The organism is uncultured Sunxiuqinia sp. (assembly GCF_947495665.1).
GTDB lineage: Bacteria > Bacteroidota > Bacteroidia > Bacteroidales > Prolixibacteraceae > Sunxiuqinia > Sunxiuqinia rutila.
Genome location: NZ_CANLZV010000004.1, coordinates 308,931 through 325,572, shown reverse-complemented (window position 1 = coordinate 325,572; position 16,642 = coordinate 308,931). Strand labels below are relative to the sequence as shown.

Below are 16,642 nucleotides of genomic sequence, written 5' to 3'. Positions count from 1 at the left end.
GACCACTCATCCCTTTGCCGGACTTAAGCCCTTCAAGCGCCTCTTTTTTGAACTTCTCGTAATCAAACTTTTCTTTTACCATATCATGTAAATTTTAAAACATTCATTTTTGTTTACATGACACAGTTAGTTGAACACTCTCGTTAAATAGAAAATGCTCGGTGAAGATTATCAGTTATTTAGAACGAAAATAAAAAGTTGCTTATTTGTACATACATTTTGTAAATTTTTATAACTTGATCGGCGAAATCGAAAAAGAACGAAACCTAAGAATATGAATTCAAACACCAGCCCTCCTACGCTTTTCAATCCGAGATAGCAAAACGATTTTCAATAGTGAAAAAAAACAAGTCAACTAATAGCGGGACAGATGTACCTGGTTAATATACACAGACGTTGGCGGGCATTTATAATAGCCCGTGAGCTATGGGTTATGTCAAAGCATGTCATTTCAGCGATATTTCTATGTCGTAACTACGTCAAATTATGACATTATCAATGACGTAGAAATATAATGTTTTTGGCGCAATCTGTTTCTAAGACTGCACTTATATTTGCTCCAAAATCAAACATATGACTAATATGAATACACATTATAGAATAAAAGAATTAAGAGAGACTAAGGGCTTATCTCAAGAAGAACTTAGTGAAAAAACAGGTGTTAGCTTACGAACAATACAAAGAATTGAAAGTGGAGAAAGTGTACCGAGAGGTAGCACGCTAAGAACTATTACGTCTTCATTAGATGTTGCACCTGATTACTTCAGCACTATTCCTCTTGGGGAAAGAACAGATACAATTGGGCTAGTTGAAAGTAAGCTACAAAGATTTAAAATAAGATTTCCATGGTATCTTTTCGGTTTTACTTTCATTGGAGGAGCTTTGGGTTTTCTCGTGGGAGTATTAATAATGATAATGCAACTCGTGCCAGAGAAAAACCATGAAGGAATGTTAGCACTTGCAATTACCATTCTATTTGGATCAATCGGTTTAGTAATTGGTAATTATATTGAGAAAAAGAATAAATAATCAAGTCTAACGAACTCTAGCAAAGTGAAACGAATAAAAAAGATAGCTAAAATATTTCTAATAATTTTCGCAAGCTTAATTGTTTTAGCAGTAATTGCTTCCACAATAAATAATAGAATTGGCAATTGTAGCATAAAAGGAGAAATTGAAGGGCTAGGAACCCGATTGGCTTTGGTAAATGGTGGAAATAATTCTGGAGGTGAAATATTCTTTAAATTGTTATTGGTTGTCAATGGTAAATTTAGTTTCAATGTAAAACTTGATAAACCTGGTGGAGGTAGACTAATAACACGAAATATGTTTTTTCAAAGAGCTAGTGGGAAACCCTTATGGATGCGTTCAAAGCTTATTGATTTTGATATTGCACCAAATGAAGAGATTGCTATTAATGGTTCTTTACGAGATTATTCAATAGATTATCTTATCACCGGTAATAATATTGCATCTGAATCATCAAAATTAAGAGCTAATAATTTACATATTCTGGAAAAAGAAACTCAACTCGCAATACTTGTTGATAGTTTGAGGTTTAACAATTCAAATAAAACCGTACTTGATTCAGCACAGAGAGAGTTTAACAATATTAGACGTGAGTATGCAAATAAAAGGTTGGAATATGTTGTTAAAAATCCAAACCAAACACTTAGTGCTACATATTTAGGAAAGCAACATAAGGACACCATAATGAAGTATTTGCCTACACTTGGAGAAAATGTTTTAGCAACGTACCAAGGAAAAATTTTGCAAGAAAGAGCAAATGTTTATAAGCAAACAAAAGCAGGGAAGCTAGCTCCTAATATTATAGATGGAAGTACTTTTAATTTATCCGACTTAAAAGGCAAATATGTTGTTTTAGATTTTTGGGGGACATGGTGTGGTGGATGTGTAAAAGGATTTCCTAAAATGCGGACCTATTATAATAAATACAGAACCAAAGTTGAATTTGTAGGAATTGCTTGTAAAGACAAAAAATCAGTGTGGGAGAAATTTATCAAAAGAGAGGGTTTACAATGGACTCAGCTTTTAAACAACCCTGAAAAGGATTTTGAAAAGCTATACGATATTCAAGTGTATCCAACAAAAATTATCATTGATAAAGAAGGAAATATTGTAAAAATATATGAAGGAGAATCACAAGATTTCTATGATAAATTAGATGAGTTGATGCAAGGATAAGAAATAACTACCGCTAACGCGCTGTAATAATGCATTAAAATGCCCCGTATCCGAACCGCTATCGGATAATGTAGCCAAGCCAATTTCTTAGTGAGCAGCTACTAACGAAAGAAACAGGATTGGAATCCATTCATACAAATTGAAAATGATTAAACTTAGTTCTCAAAGCTTCCAGCTAAAAGGGATATCCACCGAGGAGTTCTGGACAAAACTGAATGGCATAACCGTTGGGCAGCACATGAACCCTGAAATCAGCTACACCAATGCCTTTGATGGTAATCATGACAATGTATTTGGAGGCCGAAAGAAAAACAATACGTTTTCGCTTTATTTATACCGGCCAATAGCTCGCGGGTTTAGAACCGAAATATTGGCCAAAGGTGTTGTGACGACTCAAAACTCAAGCAATGAATTACAAATTGATTGTAACTACGAAATTCCCTTTTGGAGTATTCTGATGTTCCTGGTTTTTGGCGGTCTGATTTTCCTTCCTGCATTTGCCATGTCAACCACTGTAGGGATGGTAACCACAGCAATCGGCGTTTTGATCTATGGAATGATAATCAGTTCGAACCATGCTGACATGAGGAAAGCGCTCAACGAACAATTACGAAAACTATCTTCCGCCAGCAAGGACTCGTAAAGCCGAACTCGCCAAAGGCGCCAACCAAGCCACGTCTGTTACTCTTATTGTTTGGGGAGCGAGAAGGACCCGTCGGGGGTGTTCACCATCCAGTTGGAGAAGTCGTGCAGGTATTTCCAGAAGGCGACAATTAAATGCTCGGGAGCTTCCAGTTTCAGCAGCACTTCGCGGTAGCACTCCAGCCACACGATACGGGCATCGGGCGTAATCTTAAAGGGTAGATGTCGCCGCACCAGCATGGGTTTTCCGCGGTGTTGGTTGAAGTAGTCGGGGCCACCCAGCCGTTGAATAAAGAAGTCGGCCGACCGTTCTTTGGCGGCATCCAGCCCCACGGGGTTGGTTGGAAACAGGTGTTTGATGCTGCTTTGAACCAGCAGGTCGTAGTGGTCATTCACCATTTTACTTACGCCTTCTTCGCCCAGGTATTGGTACAGTTCCAGGTCGGGCATGTATTGGTTTGGGCGTGCGCCAAACGTCATTCGGTCTATCTTCAGCTCCATGTCTTTCTTGCTTGTGCTATCGGGTAATGGTCATTTTCAATTTCTATACGCAACAACCATTTTCACCCGCTGAATGTTCAATTCCGGCTTGCAGGAAGCACCGGCTGAAGCACAAAAAAAGCCCGAAGAAAAAATCTCCGGGCCTGTTTTTATCTGTGGTTTCTTGTTTGTTCAAGATGGGGTTGGTGTTTGCACACCACCGCTTGCTGTAACTGGCTTATTCGCCGCGAACAGCTGCAATACCTGGAAGCACTTTTCCTTCTAAGTATTCCAACAACGCACCACCAGCAGTTGAGATGTAAGAAACACCATCAGCAATACCGAATTTGTTAACAGCAGCTACTGAGTCGCCACCACCAACAAGTGAGAAAGCACCTTTTTTAGTAGCTTCTACTACGGCGTCACCAATTACTTTGGTTCCTTCAGCAAATTTCTCCATTTCGAATACTCCGGCAGGACCATTCCAAAGAACTGTTTTTGAGTTGCTGATTACTTCGTTGAATGTAGCAATGGTGTCAGGACCTACGTCCAAGCCCATCCAGCCTTCTTTGATGTCGCCGGCAGGACAAACTTCGGTGTTGGCATCAGCCGCAAATTTATCAGCTGCTACGCAGTCCGAAGCAATCACCAGGTTTACGCCTTTGGCTTTGGCTTGCTCAATAATGCTTTTAGCCAATTCTAAGTATTCGTCTTCGCAAAGAGAAGAACCGATGTTACCACCCATGGCTTTCACGAAAGTAAAGATCATACCTCCACCGATAATCAGGTTGTCCACTTTGTTCAACATGTTTTCGATGATGGTAATTTTTGTAGAAACTTTAGCACCTCCCATAATGGCAGTCATTGGGCGTTGTGGGTTAGCCACCACTTTGTCGAGGCTGGCTACTTCGCTGTCCACCAAATAACCGAACAATTTGTCGTTGGGGAAGAACTTGGCGATAACCGCTGTTGAGGCGTGTGCACGGTGCGCAGTACCAAAAGCTTCCATGATCCAGCAGTCGCCGTTTTCAGCTAGTTTTTTAGCGAATTCTTCGTCACCGGCTGTTTCTTCTTTGTGGAAACGCAGGTTTTCCAGAATCAACACTTCACCTGGTTTCAAATCGGCAGCCATGGCTTTGGCTTCGTCGCCAATACAATCGGGAGCAATTTTAACAGTGGCTCCGTCCAGCAACTCAGACAAGTGAGCAACCAGGTGTTTCAGAGAGAATTTATCTTCTGGTCCGCTTTTCGGACGGCCAAGGTGAGACATGATAATCGGAGAACCACCTTTTTCAATCACTTTTTTAATGGTTGGCAAGGCAGCACGCATACGGGTATCGTCAGTGATTTCGAAATTTTCATTTAAAGGCACGTTGAAATCCACACGGATCAGTGCTTTTTTACCTGCGAAATCATAGGTTTCAATAGTCTGCATAATTGTATTTTTTAGTTTCTTAAAAATCGTTCTCAAAGATACGAAAAAGATCGTTTTTAAAGTTTGCTGTATCGGCTTAATAAAGAATTATTAATGCAGAGGTAAACTTGGTTGAAGGGGAGTGAAACGGGGTAAGATATTTGGAAACTTCCGTGAAAATAAGCGGTAAAGGCGGCAGGTTTTATTATTTTTGTTTGCACTAAAAGTAGCCTATGTTTTTTCGTGACGTTATTGGGCAGGATGCCACCAAAAAAAGATTAATTCAGTCGGTCAGGGAAGAACGCATTAGTCATGCGCAATTGTTTGCCGGGCCCGAAGGTTCGGGGAAGCTGGCGCTGGCTTTGGCGTATGCCCAATATGTTTCGTGTTTGGATAAGCAAGCCGGCGATTCGTGCGGCCAGTGTTCGTCGTGTAAGAAGTACGCCAAGCTGATCCATCCCGATTTGCATTTCGTGTTTCCGGTAGTGAAAACGCCCAAGTTTAAAGAGCCGGTGAGCGATAACTTTTTGGCCGAATGGCGAAAGCTGGTGCTGGAGAAGGCTTATTTCAACCTGGAAGACTGGTTCAACTTTATTGGTGTTGAGAATGCGCAGGGACTGATTTATGCGCATGAAAGCGAGGAGATCATTCGGAAACTGAACTTGAAGTCGTTTGAAGGCGAGTACAAGGTGATGATCATCTGGATGCCGGAGAAAATGCATGTGGCTTGTTCCAACAAATTGTTGAAAATGATTGAGGAGCCGCCGGTGAAAACCTTGTTTTTGCTGGTTACTGAAAGCGAAGAAGAAATTATTTCCACCATTCGGTCGCGCTGCCAGTTGATTAAAATTCCAGGCATTCAGGCCGAACCGATGAAAGCAGCCATCGAACAACTGCCCGGAGTCGCCGGGAAAGATGTGGATAACCTGGTGCACCTGAGCCGCGGAAATTACCGCCAGGCCATAAACCTGCTCGACTTGAACGAAAGCACCCGTTACAACCTGGACCGCTTCAAGGAGTTGATGCGCTTTTCGTATGGCCGTAAGTTTATGGAGCTGTTTGAATGGATCAACAATGTTTCGGGGATAGGCCGCGAGCGGCAGAAAATTTTTCTGCAATACGCCATGGGACTGATTCGCGAAAATTTCATTTTTAACCTCAAAAATCCGGAGTTGGTTTTTATGCACGAAGAAGAACAGGCTTTTTCTTCGCGGTTTTCACCCTTTATTAATGAGCGCAATATTATTCCCATTAGTGAAGAACTGGAGAAAGCTTATCAGCATATCGCCATGAACGGCAATCCGCGGATTATCTTCACCGACATGTCTCTGAAAATTGTCAAGCTAATTAGAAAATAAACCAACTGAAAGGGAGTTCGTTACATCCTGTGGCTGGCTTGTTCTTTAGGCAGAATAGGGAATTTGACGTAAAAGGTTGTGCCGACGTTTTCGGTTGACTCGAACCAGATTTCACCATCCAGCAAATTGGTAATTCCCTTGATGATGCTTAATCCCAGTCCGGTTCCCGGCTTGATGGTTTTGGATTGAACTTGCGTAAACCGTTTAAAAATGACTTCCTTGAATTGCTCGGGAATCCCAATCCCGGTGTCGGCCACATAAAAGGTGATGCTGTTTTCTTCCAATTCATAAATGCCGAACTCAATGACTCCTTCGTTGGTGTTTTTGATGGAGTTGGTCAGCAGGTTGTCAAACACTTGTTTTAAGCGAATCGGATCGGTGAAAATGATAATGGACTTGGTGGCCAGCTTGTGGTTCAGCTTTAACTTCACATTGGACTTTTCCTGCAACAAGGAGCTTTGACGATGGTGATCGTAGGTGTTTTGAAGAAAGGGAACCACCGAAAAATAGCTCAACTCTACTTTCAATTGGTTGGATTCGATCTTGGCAATGTCAATGATGTCGTCAATGATCCGCAGGAGGTGGTTGCCTGACTTTTGAATGAAGCTGGTGTACCGGCGCTGTTTTTCAGGCGTGGCGTCGGTATTGGACAACAGGCTTGAAAAGCCAATGATGCTATTCATGGGCGTGCGAATTTCGTGCGACATGTTAGCCAGGAAGGCCGACTTTAGCTGGTCACTTTCTTTGGCTTTTTGCGTGGCCACTTGCAGCTCCTGATTGAGCTTTTGCAACTCGTTCATCGCATTCTGCAGTTCATCATTTTTAAACAAAATCTGTTCTTCCAAGCGCTTGTGTTCGGTCAGGTCGTTCAGGATTAAAACCAGTTTTTCGCTGATGAAACTCCATCGGATCTGCACAAATTTGGATGAACCATCTTTGCAGGTGATGTTGGCTTCGAAAGGAGGTTTTGAGCCCGGACGCTTTTTGGGAGCCACGACGTTTTGCTGCCACAGTTGCTGCATGGTTTTTCGGTAAGTTATGTCGGGATACGCTTTTTCAAACCAGACTTTTACGTTTGGAATATCTTGCGTGCTATAGCCAAAGGTGTTGGAAAATTCCCGGTTTAAGTACTCCATGTCGTCTTCCTTGCTGATAACGGCAATCGGAATGGGCGATTCATAAAGCAAATGTCGCAGACCCTGTTGATTTTCAACCAGCCTTTGTTGCATTTCACGTTGCTTGGTAATGTCTGTCAGTGCACCAACAATCGAGCTGGTTTTGCCATTGGTCAGCACGGGGGCTTCGTGCACCTGAACCCACACCCGGTGCCCGTCCTTGTGAAGCAGTTCCAACTCATAAGGCTCTTGCATTTTTCCGGTTCGGATCGCTTTTTCAACCAGCTCAAACCCTTGTTGGTTAATGGGATTGTCTGACGTGAGCTTGGTCCATCGCACCATGGCTTCTTCGGGCGTGTACCCCAGCAAGGTCTTCATTTGCGGACTGATGTAGGTTAAAAGATGGTCGGTGGTGTGGGAGTAAAAAACGTTGGTGCTATGCTCAATAATGTTGCGCAGTTTTTCTTCGCTTTCGCGAATCAGCTGACGGTTTCGCTTGTCATCACTAATGTTGCGTGTGGTACAAATCATGCCATCAAAGCGGTGATTTTTGATCAGTGGTACCAGCCAGCCGGCTAAAGCGGCGGGTTCGCCCTGAAGCGTGATCAGTTGTGCTTCATATTTGTAGGGCTTTAAGCTTTGTTTGGCACGGGTGTAATCGTCCAGAAAGCTGCCCAGGTGCTTTTTTTTGAATTCGTACACATTCTTCCCAATCAGGTCTTTACTTAGTGAGCCGGTATTCAGGGTTATGCCCGAGTTGGCGAAGAAAATGTTATCATGTTTGTCGGTTACCCAAATGCCTTCATGCAGGTGTTCCATTACCCGCTCATAAAAGTGAATGGGTTTTTGTCTGGGCTTTTCAATCCCTAAGGGTTGAATCAGGGTGAGCACAAAGCATTCGGCTTGATACGAATGGACCTGGATATCAAAATAGGTTTTTGAATCGAACGAAAATTCGGTGAATTTTTTCTTTTCCCCGGATTGAACGGCAGTAGCAAATTTATTGATCCAAATGGGGTTGAAATCTTTAAAAACAGCTAAAACCGACTGTCCAACCACCTGTTGGCTTGTCAAGCCAGTTGTCTTTTCAAAGGCTTGGTTTACCGCCAAGGTGGTGAAGTCCGCGGGGTTTTGTTTGTTATCGTATTGCATTTGATGCAAGGAGCAGGCCAAGGGAAGTTCTTCGAATGCGGACGTGTAGGCTTGGGGACTGATTTCACGACCTTTAATGGGAGTGTCCGGCTTCTGCTCTAACAAAGCAATTTGCTTTTTGAGAAGCTGAATTGTTCGTTGATATTCCTTTTCTGTACCCATATTTTTTTCGACAACAGATATCTAAATTAACTCATTTCGACTAATAATGCTATTTTTTAAGAGACTCAATTCGCGTGCTGACTGCTTTTTAACTTTATCTGCCACATTACTTATTTGACATCTGACGCTACCACTTTGTTTGTCAGCATTATTAATTATTTTTGTATCGATAAAGCATATTTTGCTTCCGGATTAACCTGATCCGGCATAAATTCTTAAACTATGGATGATCAACTATCAATCGAGCGAGGCTGTTGTAAAAAATCTGCCGGAACATGTTCCAAACTGGAGGTTTACGATTGGTTGAATGATGTGGTGAATAAGTCAGGAGAAGATGACATCATTGAAGTTCGATTTAAAAATACACGAAAAGATTATTACCGAAATGTTAACAACTTAAAGCTGAAAGCAGGTGACCTGGTGGCTGTGGAAGCAAACCCGGGACATGATATTGGCATTGTGTCTTTGACGGGGGCTTTGGTAAAACACCAAATGAAAAAGCACAAGGTTACCCTGATCAATGGCGACATTCGGAAAGTATACCGTAAAGCAAAAACGGTCGATATCGACAAGTGGCGCGAAGCCATGGCGTTGGAGCACAATACCATGATTGAAGCCCGGAAAATTGCGGCCAACCTGAAGCTGAACATGAAGATCGGTGATGTGGAATACCAGGGAGACCGGACGAAGGCGATCTTTTACTACATTGCTGATGAGCGGGTTGACTTTCGTCAGCTCATTCGTGTGCTGGCTGATACCTTCCGGATACGCATTGAAATGAAGCAGATTGGCGCTCGCCAGGAAGCCGGGCGTATTGGAGGAATCGGGCCGTGCGGACGTGAACTGTGCTGTGCCACCTGGATCGGCAATTTTGTGTCGGTAACAACCAATGCGGCACGCTACCAGGAAATTTCGCTCAACCCACAAAAACTGGCCGGACAATGCGGAAAGTTGAAGTGTTGTCTGAATTTCGAGGTGGATGCGTACATTGATGCGCAGAAAGATTTCCCGCCAAGCAATGTTCCGCTGGATACCGAGGAAGGGCGTTATTATTTTCAGAAAGCGGATATCTTTAGCCGTATTCTGTACTACGGAATGAATGGCAACAAAGGCCTGCCGCCGGTGGCCGTTTCGGTTGAACGTGCCAAAGAAGTGATTCGCCTGAATAAAAGAGGTAAGAAGGTTGAGAAACTTTCGGACGGGGTAATTGATAACGGCATTAAAAAGACCAAAGGCTTTGAAGATGTGATTGTCGAGGAAAGTTTGACGCGCTTTGACGAGCCCAAACCACGTCACCGGAAGAAAAAACGGTACTCGAAAAATAAGTCTTCCAGACAACCAAAGAAGAAATCATGAAAAACATCCTGAGGGGAATTGCTATCATCTTATTGATTGTGGCTTGTGATGCCAACCGGGTGTATGAAGATTATAAATTCATTGGCGAAGAGGGCTGGCATAAAGATTCGGCAGCCCGTTTTCAGGTGCCGGTCGATAGTAGCGGAAGCAGTCATAACGTCTACATCAATATTCGAAATAAGGGGAATTACCCGAACAGTAACATTTGGCTGTTTCTGGAGATTGTTTCGCCTCAGGGCAAGGTGCTGACCGATACGGTTGAGTACATCCTGGCCGAAAAATCCGGAAAATGGCGGGGCAGCGGAATTGGAGACCTTTTTGATAACCAGTTTCTCTATCGGAAAAATGTTCATTTTGACGAGCCTGGTGAATACCGGTTTGCCATTCGTCAGGGCATGCGGGCCCAACAGTTGAAGGGAATTCATGATATAGGACTGCGGGTAGAAAAACAAAACTAATATAGGAAAGTGGGAAAGAATAAACTGGCCAAGTTTTCGGAAATGGCCACATTTGATCATGTGATTCAGGCACCGTACAATAAAGTTGATCAAAAGGATCATGAATTGAAAGGACGGTGGAAACAGGATTTTTTTAAGAATGAGAACCCGTTGGTGGTTGAACTGGGCTGTGGAAAAGGAGAGTATTCTGTTTCGCTGGCTGAGTATTTTCCGAATAAAAACTTTATCGGGGTTGATATTAAAGGATCCCGAATGTGGAAAGGGGCTAAGCAGGTTGCCGAAAGAGGTTTGAAAAATGTTGGTTTTATACGGACTAATATTGAGATTATCGGTGCTTTTTTTGGGGCCAATGAAGTGGATGAAATTTGGCTCACGTTCCCGGATCCGCAAATGAAAAAGCATACCAAAAGGTTGACTTCTACCAGTTTTATGAACCGGTATAAGCAATTCCTGAATCCGGAAGGAACCATACACCTTAAAACCGACAGCAATTTTCAATACCAGTATACGCTGGCTATGGCCAAGGAAAACAGCTTCCCCATTTTGGCCGAGACCGATGACTTGTATGCCTCTCCTTTACTGAGTGAGGTGCTTTCGATTCAAACTTTTTACGAAAAACAATGGCGTGAACGTGGCCTGCCTATTAAATACCTGGCTTTTCAGCTGCGTTCGGATAAACCATTGCGTGAGCCTGATGTTGAGATAGAAAAAGACCCCTACCGAAGTTTTGGGCGGTCGGCACGAGAGTAAGCTCATGGACAATTTTTTTGAAAAGGTGTGGGACGTGGCCTGCGTGATACCTGTTGGACGGGTGACCAGCTATGGCGCAATTGCCCGTTACCTGGGAACGGCCCGCTCGGCCCGGATGGTTGGCTGGGCCATGAACAATTGCAGTGCTGCAAAAGTTACAGTTCCGGCCCATCGGGTGGTTAATTCGAAAGGGATATTAACCGGGAAACACCATTTTCAGGGAGCTTATGTCATGGAGGACTTGCTGAAAAGTGAAGGAATCGAGGTGAAGGATAACCAAATAGTGAATTTTGATGAACACTTTTGGGATCCGATAAAAGAATTAGGAATACATTAAAAAACAAGATACAATGGCTGATACACCACGTAAATTTATAGTTCCCAAAGATGTTACTGATGCCTTACGTACGGTGCAGTTTCCGGGGGGGAAAGAAAATATTGTTGCGCTGGACATGGTGCAGGAAATTCGCATTGCCGGTAAAAAAGTTACTTTTTCGCTGGTTTTTCAACGTTCCGACGATCCCAATATGGCTGCTGTTATTCAGCAGTGCGAAGAAACCATCCTGCGTGAGTTAGGTGCCGATGTTGAGATTAAGGGAAACATTACGCCCAAAGCCATTCACCAGATGGAGCGCCCTATTTTACCAGGGGTGAAAAACATTGTTGCCGTATCATCCGGTAAAGGCGGTGTTGGAAAATCAACGGTTGCAGTTAATCTGGCAGTAGCGCTGGCTAAAACCGGTGCTTCGGTTGGGGTTGTTGATGCGGATATCTTTGGCCCTTCCATTCCCAAAATGTTTGGAGCCGAGCAAATCCGGCCAGCGGGCATTAAGGTTGACGGACGCGAAATGATTGATCCGGTCGTTCAGCATGGCGTTAAAATTCTGTCTATTGGTTTCTTTGTTTCGGGCGACGATGCTTTGGTTTGGCGTGGTCCAATGGCCAGCAATGCGCTGAAACAATTAATTACCGATGGAAACTGGGGTGAACTGGACTACCTGTTGATTGACTTGCCTCCGGGCACCAGCGATATTCACCTGACCTTGGTTCAGACGGTTCCGGTTACGGGAGCCATTATCGTTTCCACGCCACAGGATGTGGCACTGGCCGATGTGATCAAAGGAGTTAGCATGTTTCGGGGCAAAAATGTGGATGTGCCTGTATTGGGTCTGGTGGAAAACATGGCTTGGTTTACGCCCGAAGAGTTGCCCGATAACAAATACTACATTTTTGGAAAGGACGGCGCCAAGAATCTGGCCGAAAAACTGGATATTCCCTTGCTGGGGCAAGTGCCATTGGTGCAGGGAATTCGTGAAGGAGGAGACTCCGGAGTGCCGGCCGCTTGCGATGAGCAGTCGCCCATGGGGAAAGCCTTTCTCGAGCTGGCTGCCAATACCATTAAGCAGGTTGAAATGCGCAACACGCAGCTGGATCCGACCAGGAAAGTTAAGGTTAGTCGAAAATAGACTATTGCTTGCTAAAGAAATTAATCTCCGCTCTTTCGTGAATAAGGGCGGAGATTTTTATTTTGGACAGTTTCGTTTGCTTTCATTTTCTGAGCACTTTCCTGCCTGCCGAACTTTGATATTTTAAGTTCAAGTCCCAATAAATTAGCTTGTTTTTTGTAATATTGTAGACTTTCAGGCATGAAAATAAAGCGCGGATTGTACGACCGGGGAATGAGGAGCAGGTGACGAATCCCATCGGACTTTTTTCGAACTCTTTTTCAGCGTGAGAATTGCAATATTATTCGAATAAATAAGTTTATCCTACAGTGCTAAAATATACTCGTTTGAGCAGATTTCTTCTACATAGCCTGGTTGTTGCCTTCGCGCTTGTGATTATCGGTGGGTGTTCTACCGAAAAGAATACCCGCCTGTCTAGGGCTTACCACAATGTTACTGCGCATTACAATGTCTATTTCAATGGAAGAGAGAGCCTGAATGCGGGGGTTGAACGCATCAACCAATCTGTTGAGGACGATTTTACACGTATGCTGCCTGTTTTCAAATCGAGTGATCCAGGGACAGGTCGAATTGCCCAGTCGGATATGGAATATGCCATAATGAAAGCTTCGAAACTGATTAAGGTGCATTCGATTACCAAAAAGCCGAAACGTCGTAAAATCAGGAGCAGAGCTTACCTGCGGCTGGCCAGCAAGGAGGAATACAACAACTGGGTGGATGACAGCTATATTCTGATGGGGAAAGCCCATTTCTACATGAAGAATTACATGGCTGCCATTGAAAACCTGTCTTATGTTGTGCGGAAGTTTAGTGAGGAAGACACCAAGTTCGAAGCCTACATCTGGCTGATACGCTCCTATACCGAGCTGGAGCGCTACAACGAGGCACTGGAGTTGATTCAGAATGTGGATGCCAGCGTTGATTTTCCGAAGAAATACGATGAAGAATTTGCTTTGGCTGTTGCTGATTTTCACATTCGGCAGAATGCTTTCCGAGAGGCGATTCCTCATTTGAAACATGCTATTGATGAAACGTCCAGACGTAAAAATAAGGTGCGTTTAACCTACATTTTGGCGCAGCTTTACCAAGAGTCTGGTCAGCATGAGCTGGCAACAAAAACCTTTCGGGAAGTGGCGAAGATGAACCCGCCCTATGAAATGGCTTTCAATGCGCGTATCAATGCTGCAGGATCGTTTACCGGAGAGGGCGATGTGGATCGACTGAAAAAGGAATTGCGAAAAATGTTGCGTGACTCGAAGAACTACGAATTCCGGGACCAGATTTACTTTGCCTTGGGGTCCATTTTTATGACCGAAGGAAATCAGACGGTTGCCGTTGATAACTACATTCGTTCGGCCGCTGCCAGCAGTGTCAATGTATTTCAACGTGCTTTGTCTTGTCTGACCCTGGCTGATATTTACTTCGAAGAAAAGAATTATGAGGATGCACAAAGCTATTACGATAGTGCCATGGTGGTGATCGACAACACCTATCCGAAATACGACGATATTGTTGAACGCTACAACAGCTTAACCCGGCTGACCGATAATCTGTACACCGTTGTGCGCGAAGACAGCTTGCAACGCATTGCTGCCATGAGCGAATCGGAGCGGAATGCCTTGGTGACGCAGTGGATCAACACGGCGCGCGAGGAAGAGCAACGTCAGCGGCAGCTGGCCAATGAGGAAATGGCTGAACGTAACTTTTTCCGGATGAACCAAACACGAATGGGGCTGAACCGGCAGCAGCAGGGGAGCGGCTGGTACTTCTACAACCCAACAACGGTGGCTTACGGAAAAGTAGAATTCCAGCAGATTTGGGGCGAACGCAAACTGGAAGATGACTGGCGGCGGAGCAATAAAAACTCGGCGTCAGAATTTGAAATGGAACAGCTGGATGCTCAGGCTGCGGTTGACAGCAGTAATTTAAGGGTGGAAGATCCGATGGAGCGGGCTTACTACTTGCAGGATGTGCCGCAGACTGAAGAAGAACTAGCCCGTTCGCATCAGCAAATTCGGGATGCCCTGTTCAATGCCGGGCGAATTTTTAAACAGGATTTTGACAACTATGACCGGGCTATTCAGGAGTTTGAAGAACTGTTGCGCAGGTATCCTTCAAGTTCATACCAATTGTCCAGTTATTTCGAATTATGGGATCTTTACCGGATCGCTGGAAATCAGGAACGCTCGGACTACTACAAGAATCGGATTGTGGCCAACTACCCGGATAGCAAATATGCCAAATACCTGGTGAATCCGAACTTCTTTATTGAGTTGGAAGCCCGCCAGGACAGTGTGAATAATCTTTACCAACAGGCTTTTTATAACTATAAGCAAGGAAACTATAGTGTTGCCGAGGACTACGTTCAGCAAGTCAAACGACTGGATCCGGATACCTTGCTGCTACCCAAGATTTCATTTATTGAAACCATTGCCGAAGGCGTTCAAACCGATTGGACTCAGTTTGGAAAATTGCTCAATCAACACATTCAAACTTATCCGTCCAGCGGAACGGTTGCCTTGGCACAGCAGGTGCTAAAACTGATTGAAGACAGTACGCTGGCTGATTATCAGAAGCTGGTGGCCATTGGCTATTTGAACGACCAGATTGAAAACGAAGAGCTGTTGCCGGAAAATCAAGCGGATCAGGATGAATTTGGGGGTAAGTTTTCATACGATGAGGATTTGCTCCACTACTTTGTGATTGCTTTCCCGCGTTCGGCTGAGGTCGATTTGAACCGGTTGAAATTTGACATTGCCAACTACAACATTGATCATTATACCCGTATGGACTTTGACCTGGAAACAGAAAACCTGAATAGTGAGATCGTCTTGGTGGTTGTCCGCGCTTTGCCGGATAAGGAGCAAAGTCTGATTTACTTCCGGTCGATTATTCGTGAGCGTGCTGTATTCCAGGCCTTAGGCGATATTCAGTATGTGAATTTTGTGGCTTCGTCCTACAACTACCGCGAAATCAAATCGGACAGGAGCTACCTGGAGTATTTGAAGTTTTTTGTGAAAAACTACAGCCGTTTTGTGAGCAACGACTTTCCGGCCGACTCGCTTGAAGATCCGGAGGAATTGATGGCCCGCTTGCAGGCCGATGAAGAGCGTCTGGAAGAGAAAGGTTCTTTTGTGGTGGTGAAAGCCGACGAAACGCAAGGGCTTTTTGACCGGCAGTATGATGCACCGCAAAATTTTGTGATTGCCGTGAACGATCCGACCTTTGATTTGCGGGCATTGGAACCTGGGTTTAACCGGTATAACCAGTCGCAATTTGCCGATCTGAAACTGACCATTGAGCAGCAGAAGTTTGGCGATTATCAGTTGATGGTTGTTCAATCTCTGCAAGATGCCCAGGAAGCCATGAATTATTTCAGTAAAGTGGTGGCTAACCGAACGCTGTATGAGAGTCTGGAAACACGGGGCTATCGTAATTTTATCATTTCGGATTCGAACCTGGAGAAACTGAAAAAGGAAAGCACCATTGCCGACTACATTGAGTTTTTCCGCGACTATTATATCAGTGGGGCATTTAAACCCGGATCGGCGCAAGGAAGCGGGCAAGCAGCCGTCAGCCAGCCGGAGACCCCGGTGGTGGAGCCAACGCCTGCCCAGACCCAAAAACCGGCCTATGAGGGGCCATTCAATCCTCTGGTGGAAGGGAAACAGTTTTTCATTTTGCTGATTCCGAAGGCAGGGGTGGAGCAAGCGCAAATTGAAACAGCCATTGCCAATCATAATCAACAGAATTTCCCGACCATGAACCTGCAGCTTGAGGTGGCGGATTTTGATTCGGATACCCGGCTGTTGAAAGTTTCGGGCATAAATGACCAGGATTCGGGGATGAATTACCTTCGCAGTTTGGTGCGAAACCAGCAGATCTATGAACCCTTGAGTACCTTGAGCTACCGCAACTTTGTAATTACACCCAACAACTACGATAGGTTGATGAACCAAAAGAACCTGGAAGCTTATCTTGATTTTTACAAAGTCTTTTATTTGGGTCGCTAGTGGCGTTAAACTTTGTTAAGGGCATACTACTTCGCGGCTTTTTTTGTTTGTATAGCTGTAGCTTTGAAAAA

13 protein-coding genes are annotated in these 16,642 nt (G+C 44.2%); 10 read left to right on the top strand and 3 right to left on the bottom strand.

What is annotated here, in order from left to right:
- The first annotated feature begins 573 nt into the window (after window positions 1–573).
- The 3 genes from Q1A18_RS07715 to Q1A18_RS07705 all read left to right on the top strand — a co-directional run bounded on the left by Q1A18_RS07715 (window position 574) and on the right by Q1A18_RS07705 (window position 2,848).
- On the top strand, window positions 574–1,029 hold the full coding sequence (locus tag Q1A18_RS07715) for a helix-turn-helix transcriptional regulator (protein ID WP_299578364.1): 456 nt from the start codon (window positions 574–576) through the stop codon (window positions 1,027–1,029).
- Between the two features lie 24 nt (window positions 1,030–1,053).
- Window positions 1,054–2,205: a TlpA disulfide reductase family protein gene (locus Q1A18_RS07710; RefSeq protein WP_299578363.1), complete on the top strand. Its 1,152-nt coding sequence runs from the start codon at window positions 1,054–1,056 to the stop codon at window positions 2,203–2,205.
- Between the two features lie 145 nt (window positions 2,206–2,350).
- Window positions 2,351–2,848: a hypothetical protein gene (locus tag Q1A18_RS07705; RefSeq protein WP_299578362.1), complete on the top strand. Its 498-nt coding sequence runs from the start codon at window positions 2,351–2,353 to the stop codon at window positions 2,846–2,848.
- 44 nt (window positions 2,849–2,892) lie between these two features.
- Here Q1A18_RS07705 and Q1A18_RS07700 read toward each other — a convergent pair whose 3' ends face one another.
- Together Q1A18_RS07700 and Q1A18_RS07695 are read right to left on the bottom strand one after the other, a co-directional pair.
- Entirely contained in the window at window positions 2,893–3,348 is a 456-nt protein-coding gene (locus Q1A18_RS07700; protein ID WP_299578361.1) for a hypothetical protein, read from the bottom strand.
- Between the two features lie 217 nt (window positions 3,349–3,565).
- Window positions 3,566–4,762 (bottom strand): phosphoglycerate kinase, encoded by a 1,197-nt coding sequence (locus Q1A18_RS07695; RefSeq protein WP_299578360.1) that lies wholly within the window; start codon window positions 4,760–4,762, stop codon window positions 3,566–3,568.
- Between the two features lie 212 nt (window positions 4,763–4,974).
- Between Q1A18_RS07695 and Q1A18_RS07690 the strand changes: the two genes are divergently transcribed.
- A complete protein-coding gene (locus Q1A18_RS07690) occupies window positions 4,975–6,099 on the top strand; it encodes a DNA polymerase III subunit delta (protein WP_299578359.1) in 1,125 nt (374 codons plus the stop codon).
- Between the two features lie 20 nt (window positions 6,100–6,119).
- Here the strand turns inward: Q1A18_RS07690 and Q1A18_RS07685 are convergent, their stop codons facing one another.
- On the bottom strand, window positions 6,120–8,471 hold the full coding sequence (locus Q1A18_RS07685; RefSeq protein ID WP_299578358.1) for a PAS domain S-box protein: 2,352 nt from the start codon (window positions 8,469–8,471) through the stop codon (window positions 6,120–6,122).
- A gap of 279 nt (window positions 8,472–8,750) precedes the next feature.
- Between Q1A18_RS07685 and ricT the strand changes: the two genes are divergently transcribed.
- The 6 genes from ricT to Q1A18_RS07655 all read left to right on the top strand — a co-directional run bounded on the left by ricT (window position 8,751) and on the right by Q1A18_RS07655 (window position 16,571).
- Window positions 8,751–9,884: a regulatory iron-sulfur-containing complex subunit RicT gene (gene ricT, locus Q1A18_RS07680; RefSeq protein ID WP_299578357.1), complete on the top strand. Its 1,134-nt coding sequence runs from the start codon at window positions 8,751–8,753 to the stop codon at window positions 9,882–9,884.
- A complete protein-coding gene (locus Q1A18_RS07675; protein WP_299578356.1) occupies window positions 9,881–10,342 on the top strand; it encodes a gliding motility lipoprotein GldH in 462 nt (153 codons plus the stop codon). The genes ricT and Q1A18_RS07675 overlap by 4 nt, the downstream gene beginning before the upstream one ends.
- A gap of 9 nt (window positions 10,343–10,351) precedes the next feature.
- Entirely contained in the window at window positions 10,352–11,092 is a 741-nt protein-coding gene (trmB, locus tag Q1A18_RS07670; protein ID WP_299578355.1) for a tRNA (guanosine(46)-N7)-methyltransferase TrmB, read from the top strand.
- A gap of 4 nt (window positions 11,093–11,096) precedes the next feature.
- A complete protein-coding gene (locus Q1A18_RS07665; protein WP_299578354.1) occupies window positions 11,097–11,429 on the top strand; it encodes an MGMT family protein in 333 nt (110 codons plus the stop codon).
- A gap of 13 nt (window positions 11,430–11,442) precedes the next feature.
- On the top strand, window positions 11,443–12,558 hold the full coding sequence (locus Q1A18_RS07660; RefSeq protein WP_299578353.1) for an Mrp/NBP35 family ATP-binding protein: 1,116 nt from the start codon (window positions 11,443–11,445) through the stop codon (window positions 12,556–12,558).
- A gap of 326 nt (window positions 12,559–12,884) precedes the next feature.
- A complete protein-coding gene (locus Q1A18_RS07655) occupies window positions 12,885–16,571 on the top strand; it encodes a tetratricopeptide repeat protein (RefSeq protein WP_299578352.1) in 3,687 nt (1,228 codons plus the stop codon).
- Window positions 16,572–16,642: the final 71 nt, after the last annotated feature.

Coding starts and splice junctions, on each gene's coding strand:
- Q1A18_RS07700 (WP_299578361.1), bottom strand. CDS start 3,348: ATGGAGCTGAAGATAGACCGAATGACGTTTGGCGCACGCCCAAACCAA.
- Q1A18_RS07660 (WP_299578353.1), top strand. CDS start 11,443: ATGGCTGATACACCACGTAAATTTATAGTTCCCAAAGATGTTACTGAT.
- Q1A18_RS07675 (WP_299578356.1), top strand. CDS start 9,881: ATGAAAAACATCCTGAGGGGAATTGCTATCATCTTATTGATTGTGGCT.
- Q1A18_RS07665 (WP_299578354.1), top strand. CDS start 11,097: ATGGACAATTTTTTTGAAAAGGTGTGGGACGTGGCCTGCGTGATACCT.
- Q1A18_RS07705 (WP_299578362.1), top strand. CDS start 2,351: ATGATTAAACTTAGTTCTCAAAGCTTCCAGCTAAAAGGGATATCCACC.
- ricT (WP_299578357.1), top strand. CDS start 8,751: ATGGATGATCAACTATCAATCGAGCGAGGCTGTTGTAAAAAATCTGCC.
- Q1A18_RS07690 (WP_299578359.1), top strand. CDS start 4,975: ATGTTTTTTCGTGACGTTATTGGGCAGGATGCCACCAAAAAAAGATTA.
- Q1A18_RS07715 (WP_299578364.1), top strand. CDS start 574: ATGACTAATATGAATACACATTATAGAATAAAAGAATTAAGAGAGACT.
- Q1A18_RS07695 (WP_299578360.1), bottom strand. CDS start 4,762: ATGCAGACTATTGAAACCTATGATTTCGCAGGTAAAAAAGCACTGATC.